18 protein-coding genes are annotated in these 17,817 nt (G+C 65.8%); 13 read left to right on the top strand and 5 right to left on the bottom strand.

Features of this window, described 5'->3' with window-relative positions; translation table 11 throughout:
* Positions 1-92: 92 nt before the first annotated feature.
* From fliF to fliR, 13 genes are all read left to right on the top strand, one after another.
* The gene (gene fliF, locus ASD28_RS27435) at positions 93-1,778 is read left to right on the top strand and encodes a flagellar basal-body MS-ring/collar protein FliF (RefSeq protein ID WP_056136290.1); all 1,686 of its coding nucleotides are present in this window, start codon (positions 93-95) and stop codon (positions 1,776-1,778) included.
* Complete coding sequence (fliG, locus tag ASD28_RS27430; RefSeq protein WP_056136288.1) at positions 1,778-2,788, top strand: flagellar motor switch protein FliG; 1,011 nt, start codon at positions 1,778-1,780, stop codon at positions 2,786-2,788. Before fliF ends, fliG begins: the two co-directional genes overlap by 1 nt.
* Before the next feature lie 44 nt (positions 2,789-2,832).
* Complete coding sequence (locus tag ASD28_RS27425; RefSeq protein WP_229412428.1) at positions 2,833-3,513, top strand: flagellar assembly protein FliH; 681 nt, start codon at positions 2,833-2,835, stop codon at positions 3,511-3,513.
* Positions 3,510-4,898, top strand: coding sequence for a flagellar protein export ATPase FliI (gene fliI, locus ASD28_RS27420; protein ID WP_056136284.1), 1,389 nt, complete (start codon positions 3,510-3,512; stop codon positions 4,896-4,898). The genes ASD28_RS27425 and fliI overlap by 4 nt, the downstream gene beginning before the upstream one ends.
* A gap of 36 nt (positions 4,899-4,934) precedes the next feature.
* Entirely contained in the window at positions 4,935-5,375 is a 441-nt protein-coding gene (fliJ, locus tag ASD28_RS27415) for a flagellar export protein FliJ (protein ID WP_056136282.1), read from the top strand.
* A gap of 30 nt (positions 5,376-5,405) precedes the next feature.
* Entirely contained in the window at positions 5,406-6,698 is a 1,293-nt protein-coding gene (locus tag ASD28_RS27410; RefSeq protein WP_056136279.1) for a flagellar hook-length control protein FliK, read from the top strand.
* A gap of 210 nt (positions 6,699-6,908) precedes the next feature.
* Positions 6,909-7,448 carry a flagellar basal body-associated protein FliL gene (gene fliL / locus ASD28_RS27405; protein WP_229412047.1) on the top strand — a complete coding sequence of 180 codons (540 nt, stop codon included), beginning with the start codon at positions 6,909-6,911 and terminating at the stop codon, positions 7,446-7,448.
* A 150-nt stretch (positions 7,449-7,598) separates the two neighbouring features.
* The gene (gene fliM, locus ASD28_RS27400) at positions 7,599-8,582 is read left to right on the top strand and encodes a flagellar motor switch protein FliM (RefSeq protein ID WP_056136276.1); all 984 of its coding nucleotides are present in this window, start codon (positions 7,599-7,601) and stop codon (positions 8,580-8,582) included.
* Between the two features lie 18 nt (positions 8,583-8,600).
* Entirely contained in the window at positions 8,601-9,026 is a 426-nt protein-coding gene (fliN, locus tag ASD28_RS27395; RefSeq protein ID WP_056136274.1) for a flagellar motor switch protein FliN, read from the top strand.
* On the top strand, positions 9,023-9,814 hold the full coding sequence (fliO, locus tag ASD28_RS31460; RefSeq protein WP_082577162.1) for a flagellar biosynthetic protein FliO: 792 nt from the start codon (positions 9,023-9,025) through the stop codon (positions 9,812-9,814). Before fliN ends, fliO begins: the two co-directional genes overlap by 4 nt.
* A complete protein-coding gene (gene fliP / locus ASD28_RS27385; RefSeq protein WP_056136272.1) occupies positions 9,814-10,557 on the top strand; it encodes a flagellar type III secretion system pore protein FliP in 744 nt (247 codons plus the stop codon). Before fliO ends, fliP begins: the two co-directional genes overlap by 1 nt.
* 10 nt (positions 10,558-10,567) lie before the next feature.
* On the top strand, positions 10,568-10,837 hold the full coding sequence (fliQ, locus tag ASD28_RS27380; RefSeq protein WP_056136270.1) for a flagellar biosynthesis protein FliQ: 270 nt from the start codon (positions 10,568-10,570) through the stop codon (positions 10,835-10,837).
* Between the two features lie 13 nt (positions 10,838-10,850).
* Entirely contained in the window at positions 10,851-11,672 is an 822-nt protein-coding gene (gene fliR / locus ASD28_RS27375) for a flagellar biosynthetic protein FliR (RefSeq protein ID WP_056136268.1), read from the top strand.
* A gap of 38 nt (positions 11,673-11,710) precedes the next feature.
* On the opposite strand, the gene flgL is transcribed toward fliR, so the two are convergent.
* The 5 genes from flgL to ASD28_RS27350 all read right to left on the bottom strand — a co-directional run bounded on the left by flgL (position 11,711) and on the right by ASD28_RS27350 (position 17,738).
* A complete protein-coding gene (flgL, locus tag ASD28_RS27370; RefSeq protein ID WP_056136266.1) occupies positions 11,711-12,940 on the bottom strand; it encodes a flagellar hook-associated protein FlgL in 1,230 nt (409 codons plus the stop codon).
* Between the two features lie 16 nt (positions 12,941-12,956).
* A complete protein-coding gene (flgK, locus tag ASD28_RS27365) occupies positions 12,957-14,906 on the bottom strand; it encodes a flagellar hook-associated protein FlgK (protein WP_056136264.1) in 1,950 nt (649 codons plus the stop codon).
* Between the two features lie 76 nt (positions 14,907-14,982).
* Positions 14,983-15,942 carry a flagellar assembly peptidoglycan hydrolase FlgJ gene (gene flgJ, locus ASD28_RS27360; protein ID WP_056136262.1) on the bottom strand — a complete coding sequence of 320 codons (960 nt, stop codon included), beginning with the start codon at positions 15,940-15,942 and terminating at the stop codon, positions 14,983-14,985.
* Between the two features lie 14 nt (positions 15,943-15,956).
* Entirely contained in the window at positions 15,957-17,063 is a 1,107-nt protein-coding gene (locus tag ASD28_RS27355; protein WP_056136260.1) for a flagellar basal body P-ring protein FlgI, read from the bottom strand.
* Between the two features lie 57 nt (positions 17,064-17,120).
* Positions 17,121-17,738 (bottom strand): flagellar basal body L-ring protein FlgH, encoded by a 618-nt coding sequence (locus ASD28_RS27350; protein ID WP_056136882.1) that lies wholly within the window; start codon positions 17,736-17,738, stop codon positions 17,121-17,123.
* Between the last annotated feature and the right edge of the window lie 79 nt (positions 17,739-17,817).

The raw sequence follows: 17,817 nt of genomic DNA, 5'->3' as shown, positions 1-17,817 counted from the left end.
CGAGCAGCACGGTAAACAGGGCCTTATTCCGGGGTTTGAATGTTGCCGTACGGCTCCATAATGGCGTTCATACACCCATTCCCTCCCCCAACATGGCAACGACAGCGGAAGAACTCCTCGACAGCGACATCGCAACCCCGGCCGACGAGAAGCCGAAGTTCTGGCAGACGACGAACGGTAAACGCATCGTCATCGGCGGCGCCATCGCCGGCGTGGTGGCCATCGTCGCGGCATTGTGGCTGTGGACGTCGGCGCCGGAATACAAGGTGCTGTTCTCCAACTACACCGACAAGGACGGCGGCGCCATCACCGCCTCGCTCGACCAGATGGGGGTCAAGTACAAATTCTCGGACAGCGGCAGCGCGATCCTCGTGCCGGCCGACCGCATCCACGACCTGCGCCTGAAGCTGGCCCAGCAGGGCCTGCCGCGCGCCGGCAACGTCGGCTTCGAGCTGCTGGAGAACCAGAAGCTGGGCACGTCGCAATTCGTCGAGCAGGTCAACTACCAGCGCTCGCTGGAGGGTGAGCTGGCCAATTCGATCCAGTCGCTGTCCGCCGTCAGCTCGGCCCGCGTGCACCTGGCGCTGCCGAAGCCGTCCGTGTTCGTGCGCGACCAGCAGAAGCCGACCGCATCGGTCCTCCTGAACCTGCAGCCGGGCCGCGCCCTCGACCAGGCGCAAGTCAGCGCGATCGTGCACCTGGTGGCGTCGTCGATCCCGGAACTGACGCCGGCCAACGTGACCGTCGTCGACCAGAACGGCACCTTGCTGTCGGACAGCGCCAACAAGAACGGCAAGCAGCTCGACCCGAACCAGCTGAAATACGTCGAAGCGCTGCAGCAGAACATCGTCAAGCAGGTCCAGTCGATCATCGCCCCGCTCGTCGGCCAGAACAACGTGCGCGCCGAAGCGACCGCCGAAGTCGACTTCGCCCAGACCGACACCGCGGCCGAGATGTACAAGCCGAATTCGCCGCCGGAACCGCAGGCGATCCGCAGCCAGCAGACGTCCGAGCAGAACGGTCCGGGCAGCACGAACCCGTCCGGCATCCCGGGCGCGCTGTCGAACCAGCCGCCGGGCGTGGCGACCGCACCGCTCGAAGGCGGCGCCCAGCCCGCCCAGGCCCAGGCGTCCACCGGCCCCAGCCGCAAGGATTCCACGACCAATTACGAAGTCGACAAGACCATCCGCTACGAGCAGAAACCGATGGGCGGCATCAAGCGCCTGACGGTCGGCGTGGTGGTGAACTACCGCCGCACCATCGATCCGAAGACGGGCAAGGTCGTCGTCAAGCCGCTCAGCGCCGCCGAAGTCGCGCAGATCAACGAACTGGTCAAGCAGGCGATGGGCTACAGCCAGGCGCGCGGCGACACGCTGAACGTGACGAACGCCCCGTTCGACGGCGTCGACAAGCCGGAAGAGCAGGCGCCGGACTGGTGGAAGGATCCCGCCAACCTGCCGCTGGCGAAGGACATCGCACGCTACGTCTTCATCGCCCTCGTGCTGGCTTTCCTGTGGTTCCGCTTCGTGCGGCCGCTGCTCAAGCCGGCGATCAAGAAGTTCGACGAAGCCGTGGCGATCCCGCCCGAACCGGAACCGGAAGAGCCGGAAGCGGAACCGGAGCCGGATCCGGACGAAGAAGCCCGCATCCAGCGTGAAGAGGAAGAACAGCAGAAGGTCCAGGTCTACAAGAGCAACCTGGAAATGGCAAAAGACATGGCCAAGAACGATCCGCGCATCGTGGCCAACGTGATCAAGGAATGGCTGGGGACCGAGTAATGAGCGACAAGGACAAGGACAAGGAAAGCACGACCAAGGCAGCCATCCTGATGCTGGCCCTGGGCGAATCGGAAGCGGCCGAAGTAATGAAATTCCTCGGCCCGCGCGAAGTGCTCAAGCTGGGCGCCGCCATGGCGCAGATGAAGGCCGTGCAGCACGAGGAAGTCCTGACGGTGCTGGGCGAATTCCGCGAGCGCGTCGACCTGCAGTCGACCGTCGGCCTCGATTCCGACGAATACATCCGCCAGGTGCTGACCAAGGCCCTCGGCGACGACAAGGCCGCCGTGCTGCTGAACCGCATCCTGGGCGGCAAGGACGCCTCCGGCATCGAGAGCCTGAAGTGGATGGACTCGCCGTCCGTCGCGGAACTGATCCGCAACGAGCACCCGCAGATCATCGCGACGATCCTCGTGCACCTCGAGCGCGACCAGGCCTGCGAAGTGCTGGCCCACTTCACGGACCGCCTGCGCAACGACGTCGTGCTCCGCATCGCCACGCTGGACGGCGTGCAGCCGGCCGCCCTGCGCGAGCTGAACGACGTGCTGACCAAGCTCCTGTCGGGTAACGAAAACATCAAGAAGTCGTCGCTGGGCGGCGTGCGTACCGCGGCCGAGATCTTGAACTTCATGAGCGGCGAGCAGGAAAGCTCGGTCATGGAGAACATCAAGAACTACGACAACGACATGGCGCAGAAGATCATGGACGAGATGTTCGTGTTCGACAACATCATCGATATCGACGACCGCGGCATCCAGCTGCTGTTGCGCGAAGTGCAGTCGGAAATGCTGATCATCGCGCTGAAAGGCGCGTCGCAGGACTTGCGCGATAAAATCTTCAAAAACATGTCGCAACGTGCGGCGGAAATGATGCGCGAAGACCTGGAATCGAAAGGTCCCGTGCGCCTGTCCGAAGTGGAAACCCAGCAGAAGCAGATCCTGCAAATCGTCCGGCGCCTCGCCGACGAAGGCCAGATCGTGCTGGGCGGCAAAGGTGAGGATTCGTTCGTCTGATGGCCATCTCAAAAGAGTTTCAGTCCGCATATCAACGCTGGGAAATGACGTCGTTCGGCGACGAGCGTCCCAGCGTCCGTGCCCAGCGCGAAGCGGAAGCCGCCGCTGCCGCGGCCGCCGCGCGCGCGTACGAGGCGCCGCCCCAGTCGGAGCCCATGATCCAGCTGCCGACCGCGCAAGAGCTCGAAGCGATCCGCGCCGCCGCGCGCGACGACGGCTATGCGGAAGGACTCGAAGCGGGCGAGGCCGAAGGCCACGCCGCCGGCTACGAGGAAGGCCTTGCGCTGGGCCGTGCCGAAGCGGCCGAGGAACTGGAACACCTGCGCCAGCTCGCCACGACGTTCGGCGATGCCGTCACGCAGGCCGACGAGGCCATCGCCAACGACGTGCTGGAACTCGCGCTGCACCTCGCGCGCGGCATGGTGCGCATGGCGTTCGACGTCAAGCCGGACCTGATCATCCCCGTCGTGCGCGAAGCCATCGACTACCTGCCGAACCTGCAGCAACCGGCCCTGCTGATGCTGCATCCGGAAGACGCGCTGATCGTGCGCAGCGGCATCGGCCACGAGCTGGACAAGAACGGCTGGCGCATCGTCGAGGACGACAGCATCGCGCGTGGCGGTTGCCGCGTGGACACGGCCAGCAACCAGATCGACGCCCAGATCGGCGCGCGCTGGCAGCGCCTGACGCATGCGCTCGGCAAGGACCTGGACTGGCTGGAATGAATACGCACACGGGCCGCTGGAAGGCTTACCTGAACGACTGCGCCAACGTGGTCGATCTCGTCGAGCCGATGCAGGTGTCGGGCCGCGTCACGCGCGTGGCCGGCCTCGTGATGGAATGCGTGGGCCTGAAGCTCGCGGTCGGCGCGGCCTGCATGATCCCGGTCGCGTCCGGTGCCCGCATCGAGGCGGAAGTCGTCGGCTTCGAAGGCGAACGCCTGTTCCTGATGCCGCAATCGGACGTCGAAGGCGTCGTGCCCGGCTCGCGCGTATTCCCGATCGAAGCGAGCATGCCCAAGCCCGGCACCGTGACGCATCCGCGCCGCCGTCCGATGGACCGCGCCCGCCACCTGCCCGTCGGCTGGGGCCTGCTGGGCCGCGTCGTCGACGGCGCCGGCCGTCCGCTGGACGGCAAGGGGCCCGTCTCCACGGAACACATGGGCCCGCTCAATGCGCGCCCCATCAACCCGCTCGACCGCGTACCGATCTCGGAAACGCTGGACGTGGGCGTACGCGCCATCAATTCGATGCTGACGGTGGGCCGGGGCCAGCGTCTCGGCCTGTTCGCCGGTACCGGCGTCGGTAAATCCGTGCTGCTGGGCATGATCGCGCGCTACACGACGGCGGACGTGATCGTCGTCGGCCTGATCGGCGAACGGGGCCGCGAGGTGAAGGAATTCATCGAGCAAATCCTGGGCGAGGAAGGCCTGGCCCGCTCGGCCGTCGTGGCCGCGCCGGCCGACTCGCCGCCGCTGATGCGCCTGCAGGGCGCCGCCTACGCGACCGCCATCGCCGAGCACTTCCGCGACGAGGGCCGCAACGTTCTCCTGATCATGGATTCGCTTACGCGCTACGCGATGGCGCAGCGCGAGATCGCCCTCGCCATCGGCGAACCGCCGGCGACGAAAGGCTATCCGCCGTCGGTGTTCGCGAAACTGCCCGTGCTGGTGGAGCGCGCGGGCAACGGCCAGGCGGGCGGCGGCTCGATCACGGCGTTCTATACCGTGCTGTCGGAAGGCGACGACCAGCAGGACCCGATCGCCGACGCGGCGCGCGGTATTCTCGACGGCCACATCGTGCTGAACCGCAAACTGGCCGAGGCGGGCCACTACCCCGCCATCGACATCGAACAATCGATCTCGCGCGCGATGCACGGCATCACGTCGCGCGAGCACCAGCAGGCCGCGCGCACGCTGAAGCAACTGTATTCGCGTTACGAACGCTCGCGCGACCTGATCAGCGTGGGCGCCTACGCGCCGGGCACGGACCCCGTGCTGGACAAGGCCATCGCCTTGCACGAACGCATCGAGGCCTTCCTGTGCCAGGAAATCCACGACAACGTCGGCATGCTGCAGAGCTTGGGGGAATTGACCTCGCTGTTCGGCTGATTGGCCGGTCAAGCTCATCGGTATACTTGATCTACCATGGCCAACGCATCCGCACTCGAGACCCTGATCGACCTCGCCCAGCGCGAGTCCGACGCCTGCGCGAAGCGCCTGGGCGCGGCGCTGAAGGCCGTCGACGAGGGCGAACAGAAGCTGCAGATGCTGCTCGGCTACCGCGACGACTATGCGAACCGGCTCGACGCGGCGCAAATGGCAGGCATCACGCCGTTCGCGTACCAGAATTTCGTCGCCTTCCTCGGCAAACTGGAACAGGCGATCGACGGCCAGCGTGAAGTGCTGAAGCATGCGCATGTCAAGGCCGACATGGAAAAGAAGGGGTGGCAGGAAAGTGAGCGCAAGCGCCTGTCGTACCGGACCCTGAACGAGCGCGCGGCCGCCGAGGCTCTTGCGATCGACAACAAGCGCGACCAGAAAATGATGGACGACCACGCGGCCCGGACAGTCCGCGCCAGGCGCTGACCGGCGCCTTTAACCTGAGCGACTAGCGACATGACCACGACTTCCTTTACCCCGCAGCTCAACACCGCCGGCGGCATCAACCAGCGCCCGCACAGCACGGGCAATGGCAATGGCGGCAGCGACGGCAGCCAGTTCAGCGCCATGCTCGCATTCGCGTCCACGCCGGCTCCGGCTCCGGCACCCGCACCTGCGCCGGCCGCGAAGCAGGACGCAGCCAAGCCGGCGGAAGCCGAGAAACCCGAGCAACCCGACGACGCCGCGCCGCAGCAGGCCGCCAAGCCGGCGGACAGCAAGACGGACGCTGCCGATTCGAAGGACGATGCCGCCGCCAAGGCCGATGACGACAAGGCCGACGACGACAGCACGGCCAAGGCGGGCGACCCGGCCAGCGCCATGCTGGCGCTGATGGCCAGCCTGCACAAGCCGGGCGCGGACGCGGGCAAGACGACGACCGCGGCCCAGGCCTTCGATGCACTGTCCGGCAAGGGCAAGCGCACGGACGCCGGCCAGCTGGCCGCACTGCAGGCCGCGATGAAGTCGGTGGCCAAGGAAGCCGGCGTCGATGCGGCCGGCGCGAAGATCTTCTCGGCCACGTCGATCAAGAACCCGGCCCTCGCGGCCGCCGGTGCCGACCTCGGCGCGGACAAGGCGGCGGCCTCGGCCGACCTGCGCGCCACGCTGGGCAACGTCAAGGCGGAGGTCAAGCCGCAGCTGGACGCCGCCGAATTCAGCCTGCAGCAGGCGCGCGACGCCGCGCTGCTCGCCCAGAAGGAACAGGCACCGGTGGCGACCGTCGCTGCCGCCCAGCTGCAGCCGGCCATGCTGGAAGCGGCCCAGGCCGCCGCGGCCGCCGGCGAAGAACTGTCGGCCCACGTCGGCACGGATGCGTGGAACGACCAGGTCGGCCAGAAGGTCATCTACATGGTCGGCGCCGAGGACCAGACCGCGTCGCTGACCCTGAACCCGCCGGACCTGGGTCCGCTGCAGGTGGTGCTGTCCGTCTCCAACGGCCAGGCCGACGTGACGTTCTCGTCGAACCAGCTGGAAGTCCGCCAGGCACTGGAAAATGCCCTGCCCCGCCTGCAGGAAATGATGAGCGAGAGCGGCATCGCGCTGGGCAATGCGACCGTCAACGCCGGCATGTCGAACGGCGGCCAGGCGCAGCAGGACCAGGCGATGGCATCGAGCGGTTTCGGCCGTGGCAACAATGGCCGCGGCAACGGCGGCAATGGCGAGAACGGCACGGCGGGCGAAGCGACCGTACGGCCCGCCACGCGCACGGCACGGATCGGCGATCGCGGGATGGTCGATACCTTTGCGTAAATAGTTCTGGCGTCATTGACAACGCGGTGGGGCGGGCGGTGCGAGCGCATCGGTCGCCCCACGGTGCATTTGGATACAGCCTCGACAACAAATCCGTCAAGAAACAACGAGATACCCCAGGTTCCTCCCTCTTTTCGACCGTTGCCGCTGCTCACTTTTTCCCGATAATGACATAATGGCGGGACGATCCAACAGTGGGACCGAAGACTCTTGAAAGCGAATCCAAAAATCAAAGCCGATCCGAAAGCGGATGCGGCACCGGCAGCCAGCGGCGGCAAAGGCAAGCTGTTCATCATGATCGGCGCGGCCGTGGTCGTGCTCGGCCTGGGCGGAGGTGCCGGCTGGTACTTCATGCACGGCAGCAGCGCGGAAGCGGCGGCCGGGCCGGCCAGGAAGGAACACTCGAGCAGCAAGAAAAACAAAAGGGAAGAAGCGCCGCCCGAGTACGTGAACATCGACTCGTTCACGGTCAACCTGCAGCCGGAACACGGCGACCAGTATCTGCAGGTCGCGTTCACCCTGCAGGTCGAGGGACCGGAGCAGGTCGAGCTCATCAAGGCCAACATGGCCAAGGTGCGCAGCCGCGTGCTGCTGCTGTTGTCGGGCAAGAAGGCATCCGAGATCAGCACGGTGGAAGGCAAGCAGCAACTGGCCGGCGAGATCCTCGCGGCGGTCAACGAACCGTTCGTGCCGCACGGTGACGAACAGGAAGTGTCGGACGTTCTCTTCACTTCCTTTATCATCCAATAAACCATGGGCCCCGCAAAACCGTCGCGAGCGGCAGCAATTTTGGCAGAGAAGCGCAGCTGTACGAAGGTACAGCGAGCATCGCAGGCCAAAAGTGCAACGCGCAGCAGGTTTGGTGGAGCCCATAAGAAGTCATTACGGTAAAGCAGCATCATGGCCGATAATTTTCTCTCACAGGAAGAAGTCGATGCCCTCCTCAAAGGGGTCAACGGCGATCAGGACGACGTAGCGGCGCCTGAAGACACCTCGGGAGTCCGCACCTATAACCTGGCAACGCAGGAGCGGATCGTCCGCGGCCGCATGCCGACGCTCGAGATCATCAACGAGCGTTTCGCCAGGTATCTGCGCGTCGGCCTGTTCAACTTTTTGCGCCGCTCCGCCGAAGTGTCGGTGGGGTCCGTGCGCGTGTCGAAGTACAGCGAGTTCATCCGTAACCTCGTCGTGCCGACCAACCTGAACCTCGTCCACATGAAGCCGCTGCGCGGCACGGCGCTGATGGTGTTCGATCCGGGCCTCGTGTTCCTGCTCGTGGACAACCTGTTCGGCGGCGACGGCCGCTTCCACACGCGCGTGGAAGGCCGCGATTTCACGCAGACCGAGCAGCGCATCATCATGCGCATCCTCGACATCGTGTTCGAGGCGTATGCCAAGTCGTGGGAACCGGTGTACCCGATCGAATTCGAGTACATCCGCTCGGAGATGAACACGCAGTTCGCGAACATCGCCACCCCGAATGAAGTCGTGGTATCGTGCACTTTCACCATCGAGCTCGGTTCGGTGTCGGGCCAGATCCACTTCTGCATGCCCTATTCGATGGTCGAACCGATCCGCGACGCGCTGACGTCGAGCATCCAAGGCGAGGCGCTGGAAGTCGACAAGCGCTGGATCCGCCTGCTGACGCAGCAGATCCAGGTGGCGGAAGTGGAACTGGTGGCCGTGCTGGGCCACGGCAAGGCCAATTTCGACGAAATCCTGAACATGAAGGTCGGCGACGTGATCCCGATCTCCGTTCCGGAAACGCTCCAGGCCACCGTGGACGGCGTGCCCGTCATGGACTGCAGCTACGGCGTGTTCAACGGACAATATGCGCTGAAGGTCGAGAAATTGCTGGCAAACAGCGAAACCTTCAACAAGTAAGCAACACAGGAGAGAAACATGTCCGACACTCAAGACGACCAAAGCAGCCTCGACGACGATTGGGGCGCGGCGATCGCCGAACAGGCCGCCGCGGAAGCTGCCGCGCTGGCCAGCCAGCAGCAGGCCGCCTCGGCCGCCGTGTTCAAGGATTTCTCGAACAAGGGCCCTCGTCCGGAGACGCCCAACGACATCGACTTCATCCTCGACATCCCCGTCCAGCTGACGGTGGAACTGGGCCGCACCAAGATCGCCATCAAGAACCTGCTGCAACTCGCGCAGGGTTCCGTGGTCGAACTGGATGGCCTGGCGGGTGAGCCGATGGACGTGCTCGTCAACGGCTGCCTGATCGCCCAGGGCGAGGTGGTGGTCGTGAACGACAAGTTCGGTATCCGCCTCACCGACATCATCACCCCGTCGGAGCGCATCCGCAAACTCAACAAATGACGGCACGCCTGCTGACCACCCTCGCCCTCGCCCTGCCGCTGGCCGCCTGCGCGGCGCCGCCGGGACCTGGGCAGGCAGCGGGACGGTCGACCGATGCCGCGCCGGCGGCAGCTGCGCAGGCGCCTGCGCCCGTCGTGGCCGAACCTGCGGCGGCGCCGGCACCGGCACAACAGACGACCCAGCAAACGCCGCCAACGACTGCGCCCACGGCCCGCGCGCAGGCACAACCGCGGGCCATGGCCGGCACCGGCGCGCCCTCCGCCGCGGCGCCCGCTTCCGTTCCTGCACAGACGCCTGCCGTCCAGCCGCAGACGCCTGCCGTCCAGCCCGACACCACCGCCCCGGCAGTGACCGCCACCCCCGACGTCGTCGCGCCACGCCCTGCCGCACCCGGCGCCACCGTCCCGCCGGTCACGATGCCCGCCGGTTCATCGACGAACAGCCTGCTGCAGACGCTGTTCGCACTGATCCTCGTGCTGGCCGTGCTGGGCGCCCTCGCCTGGTTCCTCAAGCGCTACGGCCCGAAGGTCGGTGGCGGCAACGCGAACCTGCGCGTCGTCGGCTCGCTGAACCTCGGCGGCCGCGAGCGCATCATGGTCGTCGAAGTGGGCAATGAATGGATCGTGGTCGGTGCATCACCCGGCCGCATCAACGCGCTGGCGACAATGCCGCGCCAGGACGGGCAGAATGGCGACAACGGCGGTACGAACGCCGCGCTTGCTCCCCATGGGCCGGCCGCGCACAGCTTCGCCGACTGGCTCAAACAAACGATCGACAAACGCAAGTGATGCTCAATAAACGACTTCTGCTGGCGACGGGGCTCGTGGCCCTGCCGCTGGCGGCGGCGGTGGCGGCGCCCGCCATCCCCGCTTTCACGACGAGCCCGGCGCCGGGCGGCGGCACTGCCTATTCCCTGCCGGTGCAGACGCTGCTTTTGATGACGGCACTGACCTTCATCCCCGCGGCGCTGCTGATGATGACGAGCTTTACGCGCATCATCATCGTGCTCTCCCTGCTGCGCCAGGCGCTCGGCACGCAGACGGCGCCGCCGAACCAGGTGATGGTGGGCCTCGCCCTGTTTCTCACGCTGTTCGTGATGGGGCCCACGTTCGACCGCGTCTACACCGAAGCGTACGTGCCGCTGCAGGAAAACCGCATCCAGATGGGCGAGGCGATGGACAAGGCCGCGGCCCCGCTGAAGGGCTTCATGCTGAAGCAGACGCGCCAGTCCGACCTCGCCCTGTTCGTCAAGATCTCGCGCACGCCCGCGCTGCAGGGCCCGGAAGACGTGCCGCTGCGCGTCTTGATCCCCGCCTTCATCACGAGCGAGCTGAAGACCGCGTTCCAGATCGGCTTCGCCATTTTCATCCCGTTCCTCATCATCGACATGGTCGTCGCGTCCGTGCTGATGTCGATGGGTATGATGATGATGTCGCCGGCCGTGATCTCGCTGCCGTTCAAGCTGATGCTGTTCGTGCTCGTCGACGGCTGGCAGTTACTGCTGGGCTCGTTGTCCCAGAGTTTTTACTAGGGAGGACGATATGACTCCGGAAAGCGTCATCGCGATGGGCCGCACGGCCATGGAAGTCACGCTGATGGTGTCGGCGCCGCTGCTGCTCGTCGCGCTCGTCATCGGCCTCGTCGTCAGCATCTTCCAGGCCGCCACGCAGATCAACGAACAGACCCTGTCCTTCATCCCCAAGCTGATCGGCGTCTTCATCGCCCTCGTGCTCGCGGGGCCGTGGATGATCACGGTCATGACCGACTACATGCGCACCCTGTTCAGCGGCATCCCGCAGATGATCGGCTGACGTTGCGCCCGCGATGATTTCGTTCACCACGACGGAGCTGTATGCGTGGATCGGCGGCCTCCTGTGGCCGCTGACCCGCATCCTCGGGCTCGTCGCGGTCGCGCCCGTGTTCGGCAACACGGCCGTCCCCATCCTCATCAAGACGACGCTCGGCGTGCTGCTGGCCGCGATCATCGGCCCCACGCTCCCGCCCGTTCCAGCCGTCGATCCGACGTCGTGGGCGGGCATCCTGATCGTCGCGCAGGAACTGCTCATCGGCGTGGCGATGGGTTTTGCGATGCGCCTCGTGTTCGCCGCCGTCGAATTCGCGGGCGAGGTCGCCAGCTCGACGATGGGCTTTTCGTTCGCCACGTTCTTCGATCCCAGCTCGGCCGGCCGCTCGTCGGCCATCAGCCAGTTCCTCGCCCTCGTCGCGACGATGGCGTTCCTCGCCATGAATGCCCATCTGGTCCTGATCGAGGCGCTGGCGGAGAGCTTTTTCACGCTGCCGATCTCGGCCACGCCGATGTCGCTGTCCGCGCCGCTGGAAATGGTGCGCTGGGGCAGCCGCGTGTTCTCGGCCGGCCTGCAGATCGCGATGCCGATCGTCGCCGCCATGCTCATCACCAACATCGCGCTAGCCATCCTGACGCGCGCGGCGCCGCAGCTGAACCTGTTCGGTATCGGCTTCCCGATCACGCTAGGCGCCGGTTTCCTCATCATCAGCCTCACGCTGCCGTACCTCGGCACGCCGCTGCAGAACCTGTTCAACCAGGGGATCGAGGCGGGCCGCAAGATCCCGCGCGTGGGCGGCCAACGGCCGGGGCAGCCATCACCACCTGCTGCCCCGCGTTAATTGGGGAAATTGCCAAAAACCGGGCTCTGACCCCGGTTCTAGGAAATGTAATTAAAAAGAGAGAGCCCCGACATTGTCTTGAACGACACCTGGGCCGCCTGCAGCGTCTGCTGCTGCTGAGTGTACAGCGACACCGCCTTGACCATGTCCAGGTCCTGCAGGTCGCTCAGCGTGGTCTGGTACTGGATGTTGAGGTCGTCACCCGTGCTGTCCAGCGAGTCGACTTCCTTCAGGCGCGCGCCCACCGAGGCTTGCACGGTCAGCACGTTGTCCAGTGCGTTCTTCATGTTCAGGCTGGCCGCGTTCAGGTTGTTCGCCAGCGCGGCCTTGCCGTCCGAGCCGTCGGACGGGCTGCGCAGCGTCTGGATCAAATTCGTGATCGACGTGAACACCGACTGCTTCTGGCTCGGCTGCACGCTGAACTGGTCGCCGTTGGCCGGCGCGCCCTTGATGTCGAACGACATGCCGTCGAAGGCGATCGCCGCGCCCGCCGTGTAGGGCTGGTTGCTCAGCACGGCGCTCGCCGGCGACGTCGAGTTGTCCGTCACCGTGTACGTCGTCACGGCCGGCGTGCCCGCGACCTGGAAGGCGATCGCGTAATCGTGGCCCGTCAGCTTGGTCGCGTCCGTCACGGCGCCCGGGGAGATGATGCCCGCGCCCGTGTTCGTGCCGGCGGCCTGCGTGACGAAAGTGCCGTTGCCGGTGACGTTCGCTTCGAAAATGGCGCTGCCGCTTTCGCTGATCGCCATCTTGCGCGCCGACCCCACCTGCAGCATGCGCTGGCCCTGGTCGCCCTGGTAAGTCGCGCCGGCCGGGGTCTGCGTGAACGGTTGCGTGGTCGTCTTGTAGCCGGAGAACAGATAGGTGCCCGTGCCGTCCGTCGTGTTGGCCGAGCCGAGCAGGTCGGCCATGCGCCCTTCCAGTTCGATGGCCAGCGCCTCGCGGTCGCTCTGCGTGTAGCCCCCGTTGCCGGCGGTGACGATCAGCGTCTGGATGTCCTGGATCTGGTTCGAGACGTCGGTGAGCGTCTTGTCGACCAGCGACAGCGACGACTTCGCGTTCGTGCGGTTGGTGCCGAACTGCGTGTTCATCGATTGCGACTGCGTCAGTTCGAGCGCCTTGGCCGAGCCGATCGGATCGTCGGCGGCCGTCAGCATGCGCTTGTTGGTCGACAGCTGCATCTGCGTCTTGGCCATCTGGCTCTGCAGCGTGTTGATCTGCGTGGTGCCGGCCTGGTAGATCGCGTTGGTGCTGATGCGTAAGGTCATGGCGTGGCTCCGTTAATCAATGGCCGATCTGCAACAGCGCGTTGAAGATCGTGTCGGCGATCTGCATCACCTTGCCCGACGCCTGGTAAGCCTGCTGGTACTTGAGCAGGTTGGCGGCCTCTTCGTCGAGATTGACGCCGGAAACGTTGTTGGCGGCAGCTTCCGCCTGTGTCAGCTGGGCCGCCGCGGCTTCCGCATTGGCCTGCACTTCGCGCGTCTTGTTGCCGATCGTGGACACCAGCGTGGCATAGGCCGACTGGTACGTGGCCTTGCCGCCGTCGAGGATGTTCTTCCCTTGCAGGTCGCCCATCAGGCCGGCATTGCGCGTGTCGCCCAGGCCCGTGTTCGGCGCGATGGTGAAGGTGTCGCCATTGCCCGGCGCACCGTTCATGGTGAAACTCATGCCGGCCACCGCGTAGCTGGCGCCGTCCTTGAAGGGCGGATTGGTACCGGCGGGATAGGTCGTCGTGGTGCCGTTCAGCGTCATGCTGACGCCTTGCCCCGCCGGGAAGCCGGACAGCGTGCCCGTCGTCTTGTCGAAGGCGAGCGTGACGCTGCTGGTCAGCGGCGAGCCCAGGTAGTTCTTGTCGACCGAACCCGCGCTGATCTTGCCCGTGCCGCTGTTGGTCAGCGGGACGCTCGTGGCGATCGGCGCGGCGGCCGCGATCTGCGCGCCGTCCGTCAGCGCCAGCTTGAAGTTGGCGGCGCCGTTCTGCGTCGGGCGCACGAGGAAGTTGTCGCCCGAATCGGCAGCGCCCTGGATGTCGAACGCGAGGCCGTCGATGACCTGCGGCTGGGTCTGCGGGTACGGCGAGATCACCGTCTTCTTGTTGTCCGACAGGCGATACACGTTGTAGTTCGTGCCGTCGTAATCGACCTTGTAGTTGCTCGTCGTGAGTTGCGTGGCGTCGACGACCGTCGCCTTGATGGCCGTCGTGCTTGTATTGTTGTTGTTGATGTTCTTGGTCACATCGGCCGGCGCGATGGTGAAGATGTCGCCGCCCGGCTTGCCGTTGCCGTCCAGGCCCAGCTTGTTCTGGTCGTTCATCGTCGTGGCCACCGCGATCGCGACGCGGCCCAGCGAGTTCTGCGCCAGGTCCAGCGACTGGCTGCGGAACTGCAGCACGGAGCCCAGTTCGCCACCCGTGAGCGCGCTCTCGGCCATCGGCATGGTCTTGCCGTGGGTGACGTAACCGATCGTCACGCGCGTCTGGTCGGTCGGCGAGTTCATGGCCGCCAGCTCGAAGGCGTTCACGCCGACGACGAGCGGCTGGCCGTTGCCGATCGACACGGTCAGGCTATAGTTATCGCCCGGCACGACGGTGGCCTTGACCTGCTTGTTCAGGTCCATGATCAGCTGGTCGCGCTTGTCCAGCAGGTCGTTCGGCGGGTTCAGGCCGCCGGCCTCCGTCAGCTGGCCGATCTTGTCGTTCAGCTGGGCGATCTGCTTGGCGTACGTGTTGATCGTCGTGACGCTCGCGGTCAGCTGGGTGTTGACGCCCTTGCGGATCTCGTCGAGGCGGCCGGTCATGCTCTGGAAGCGGGCGGCCAGCGTGTCGGCCGACGTCATGAACGAGCCGCGCGACGACACGCCCGCGCCGTCGCCCGTGAGGTTCTGCACGGCCGAAAAGAAGTCCTGCAGCGCCGGCGACAGGCCGGACGTCGTGTCGGCCAGCAGGTTGTCGATCTGCTGCACCTGGGCCTGGTAGGCGTCCAGCCCGCTGCTCGCCGCCTGGGCCGTGCGCACCTGGGCGTTGAGGAAATCGTCCGAATAGCGCTTGACCTGGGCGACCTGCGTGCCGGTGCCGATGTAACCGTTGGAGCCCCCCATCGAGATCGCGGTCGCCTGCACCACCACCTGGCGGCTGTAGCCGGCCACGTTGGCGTTGGTGATGTTGTTGCCGGTCGTCGCCAGGCCTGCCTGGGCGGCGTACAAACCGGTTTTGCCGATGCTGAGGAGGGACATGGTGGTTTTCTTTCTGCTATGTCATTGACGGCAAGTTCCGCCAAAACTTTATTCTTGTTCTTTTCTCATCACCCCATCACGCCAGCGAGTGCTTGATGATGCGCGACAGCTTGGCCGCGTATTGCGGATCGGTCGCATAACCGGCACGTTGCAGGCCGTGCGCGAACGTGGCCGCGTCGCCGCCGTGCGCCAGCACTTTTTCGTAGCGCGGGTTATTGCTCAGCAAGCGGGCGTAATCCTTGAACGCGTCCGCATGCGAATCGTAGGCGCGGAATTTTTCCACGCGCGTGTGCGGCTTGCCGTTGATGTATTCGGTCGTGACGGCCGTCGCCACCTTGCCCTTCCAGCCCGGGCCGGCCTTGATGCCGAACAGGTTGTTGCTCGAGGTGCCGTCCGCATTGCGGATCACGCGGCGGCCCCAGCCCGTTTCGAGCGCGGCCTGGCCCATCATGAATTTCGCGGGCACGCCCGTCGCCTGTTCCGCTTCCTCGGCGGCGTCGGCCAGTTTTTCTTGGAACGCGCGCACGTGCGCCGGCTTGTTGGCGTTGTCCGTGCCCCGCGCGGCGCCCGTCACGCCGGCCGCGCCTGCCTTGGCCACGCCGTCGGTCGGCATCGTGTCCGGATCGGCCTGCATGCGCAGGGCGGCGGCGCCATTGGCGGCACCGGCCTGCTGTCCGCCGCCGATGCCCAGCGCCTGCTTGTTCATGTCCTGCATCAGCTGCTGGCCCTTCTGCTGCACGGTCAGCTGGCGCACGAGCACGTCGGCCAGGCCGATGCCGCGCTTGGCCATCTTCTGGCTCATCTGCTGGTCCAGCATGCCGGTGAACGTCTTCGTTTCCTGGCTGTCGGTCATGCCGTCCTGCGGTGTCGCGTCGCGCATGCTCTTCATCATCATGTTGACGAACATGGATTCGAACTGCGTGGCGGCCCCCTTCAGCGCTTCCGGCGAGCCGGCTTTCGCCGACTGCTTGAGGTCGCCGAGGCTGTTGGCGTCGAGCGCAAATTTACTGGACAGGTCGGAAGTGGAGCCGAGCATGATGGCCTCGCTGGTCAGATGATTTCGAGTTCGGCGCGCAGCGAACCGGCCGCCTTGAGCGCCTGCAGGATCGCGAGCAGGTCTTGCGGCGTGGCGCCGATGGCGTTCATCGCCTTGACGACTTCGGCCAGCGACGCGCCGCCGTTCAGCATGATGACCTTGCCGGCGTCCTTCTTGACGGACACCTGCGGCGTCTGCGTGACGACGGTGCGGCCCAGCGAACCCGGATTCGGCTGGCTCACCTGCGTGTCGGCGCCGATGCTGACGGACAGGTTACCGTGCGAAATCGCGCACGGGTCCAGCGTGACGGAGCGGTTCATGACGACGGAACCCGTGCGCGCGTTGACGATGATCTTGGCGGCCGCTTCGGCCGGCTTGACGTCCATGCCTTCCAGTATGCCGAGGAAGGTCACGCGCTGGTCGCTCGACGACGGTACGCGCACGCGGATCACGCGGCCGTCCAGCGCCGTGGCGATGCCCGGGCCGAACTTGTCGTTGATCGCTTCCACGACGCGGCTGGCGGTGGCGAAGTCCGTCGTGTTCAGTTCCAGCTTGACCTGGTTGTCGGCACCGAGGTTCGACGCGACGGCGCGCTCGACCGTGGCACCGCCCGAGATACGGCCGACGGCCAGTTGATTGACCTGCACCTGCGCACCGCCGCCCGACGCACCCGCGCCGCCGACGAGCACGTTGCCCTGGGCCATGCCGTACACCTGGCCGTCCGCGCCCTGCAGCGGGGTCATGAGGAGCGTGCCGCCGCGCAGGCTCTTCGCGTTACCCATCGACGAGACGGTCACGTCGATCGTCTGGCCCGGCTGCGCGAACGCGGGCAGCGAGGCGGTGACCATCACGGCCGCCACGTTCTTCAGCTGCAGCTGGGTGCCGGGCGGCAGGCTGATGCCCTTCTGCTGCAGCATCGCCGTGATCGACTGCACGGTGAACGGGGTCTGCGTCGTCTGGTCGCCGGTGCCGTCGAGACCGACGACGAGGCCGTAGCCGGACAACTGGTTCTGACGCACGCCGCCGATGCTGGCGAGATCCTTGAGGCGCTCGGCGTGGGCGGTGGTGGCCATCAGGGGACCAAGCAGTGCGGCGCAGAGGGCGATGATTTTGAAGTTCATATTTAGTCAGTCGGGGTCAGAGCCCACCCGTGTAAACCGGGCTCTGACCCCGAATAGTTAAAATGGCAGCAACGACTGGAAAAAGCGCGACATCATCGACGTCATCTCGGCGCGGTCGATCTGGCTGTTGGTGCGGTATTCGACGCGGGCGTCGGCGACCAGGGTCGACTGCACGATATTGCCGGCCTGGATCGAATCCGGATTCACCATGCCCGAGAAGCGGATGAATTCGACGCCCTTGTTCATGGCGATCTGCTTCTCGCCCACCACGATCAGGTTACCGTTCGGCAGGACTTCGGACACCGTCACGCCGATCGTGCCCGTGAAGGCGTTCGACGCGGTCTGGGTGTCGCCGTCGGCATACTTGATGCCGCTGCTCGTGGCGAGGTTGCCGCCCAGGCGGCCCTGCAGCGGACCCGGCACGTTGAGCTCGGCGCTGCCCGACTTGTTGCCGGTGCTCGCGCCGCTCTTGTTGGCGGCCGTCTTCTCGACGATAGCGACCGTGAGCACGTCGCCGATGTGGCGCGCGCGGCGGTCTTCGAACATCGGACGGAAGGTATTGGCGTTGTAGATCGCGCCTTCCGTCGGCGTGCCGCCATCGGCCAGCATCGGGCGCACCGACGTCGGGCCCTTGACGATCGACGTCGGGGTGGCTGCGCAACCGACGAGCGCCATGGCGATCGTCGCCCCTGCGAAGGCGGGGGCCCAATTGACGAACAGCGCCTTGGCGGTGGTCGCCATCGCCGCTCGTGTG

Source organism: Massilia sp. Root133 (genome assembly GCF_001426525.1).
GTDB classification, from domain to species: Bacteria; Pseudomonadota; Gammaproteobacteria; order Burkholderiales; family Burkholderiaceae_D; genus Telluria; species Telluria orientalis.
The sequence above is the reverse complement of the archived record's forward strand: the minus strand, read 5'-3'. Positions and strand labels throughout refer to the sequence as shown.

Coding starts and splice junctions, on each gene's coding strand:
- fliI (WP_056136284.1), top strand. CDS start 3,510: ATGAATACGCACACGGGCCGCTGGAAGGCTTACCTGAACGACTGCGCC.
- flgL (WP_056136266.1), bottom strand. CDS start 12,940: ATGACCTTACGCATCAGCACCAACGCGATCTACCAGGCCGGCACCACG.
- ASD28_RS27425 (WP_229412428.1), top strand. CDS start 2,833: ATGACGTCGTTCGGCGACGAGCGTCCCAGCGTCCGTGCCCAGCGCGAA.
- fliP (WP_056136272.1), top strand. CDS start 9,814: ATGCTCAATAAACGACTTCTGCTGGCGACGGGGCTCGTGGCCCTGCCG.
- fliR (WP_056136268.1), top strand. CDS start 10,851: ATGATTTCGTTCACCACGACGGAGCTGTATGCGTGGATCGGCGGCCTC.
- fliJ (WP_056136282.1), top strand. CDS start 4,935: ATGGCCAACGCATCCGCACTCGAGACCCTGATCGACCTCGCCCAGCGC.
- fliO (WP_082577162.1), top strand. CDS start 9,023: ATGACGGCACGCCTGCTGACCACCCTCGCCCTCGCCCTGCCGCTGGCC.
- flgJ (WP_056136262.1), bottom strand. CDS start 15,942: ATGCTCGGCTCCACTTCCGACCTGTCCAGTAAATTTGCGCTCGACGCC.
- fliG (WP_056136288.1), top strand. CDS start 1,778: ATGAGCGACAAGGACAAGGACAAGGAAAGCACGACCAAGGCAGCCATC.
- fliN (WP_056136274.1), top strand. CDS start 8,601: ATGTCCGACACTCAAGACGACCAAAGCAGCCTCGACGACGATTGGGGC.
- fliF (WP_056136290.1), top strand. CDS start 93: ATGGCAACGACAGCGGAAGAACTCCTCGACAGCGACATCGCAACCCCG.
- ASD28_RS27350 (WP_056136882.1), bottom strand. CDS start 17,738: ATGGCGCTCGTCGGTTGCGCAGCCACCCCGACGTCGATCGTCAAGGGC.
- fliQ (WP_056136270.1), top strand. CDS start 10,568: ATGACTCCGGAAAGCGTCATCGCGATGGGCCGCACGGCCATGGAAGTC.
- ASD28_RS27410 (WP_056136279.1), top strand. CDS start 5,406: ATGACCACGACTTCCTTTACCCCGCAGCTCAACACCGCCGGCGGCATC.
- fliM (WP_056136276.1), top strand. CDS start 7,599: ATGGCCGATAATTTTCTCTCACAGGAAGAAGTCGATGCCCTCCTCAAA.
- flgK (WP_056136264.1), bottom strand. CDS start 14,906: ATGTCCCTCCTCAGCATCGGCAAAACCGGTTTGTACGCCGCCCAGGCA.
- ASD28_RS27355 (WP_056136260.1), bottom strand. CDS start 17,063: ATGAACTTCAAAATCATCGCCCTCTGCGCCGCACTGCTTGGTCCCCTG.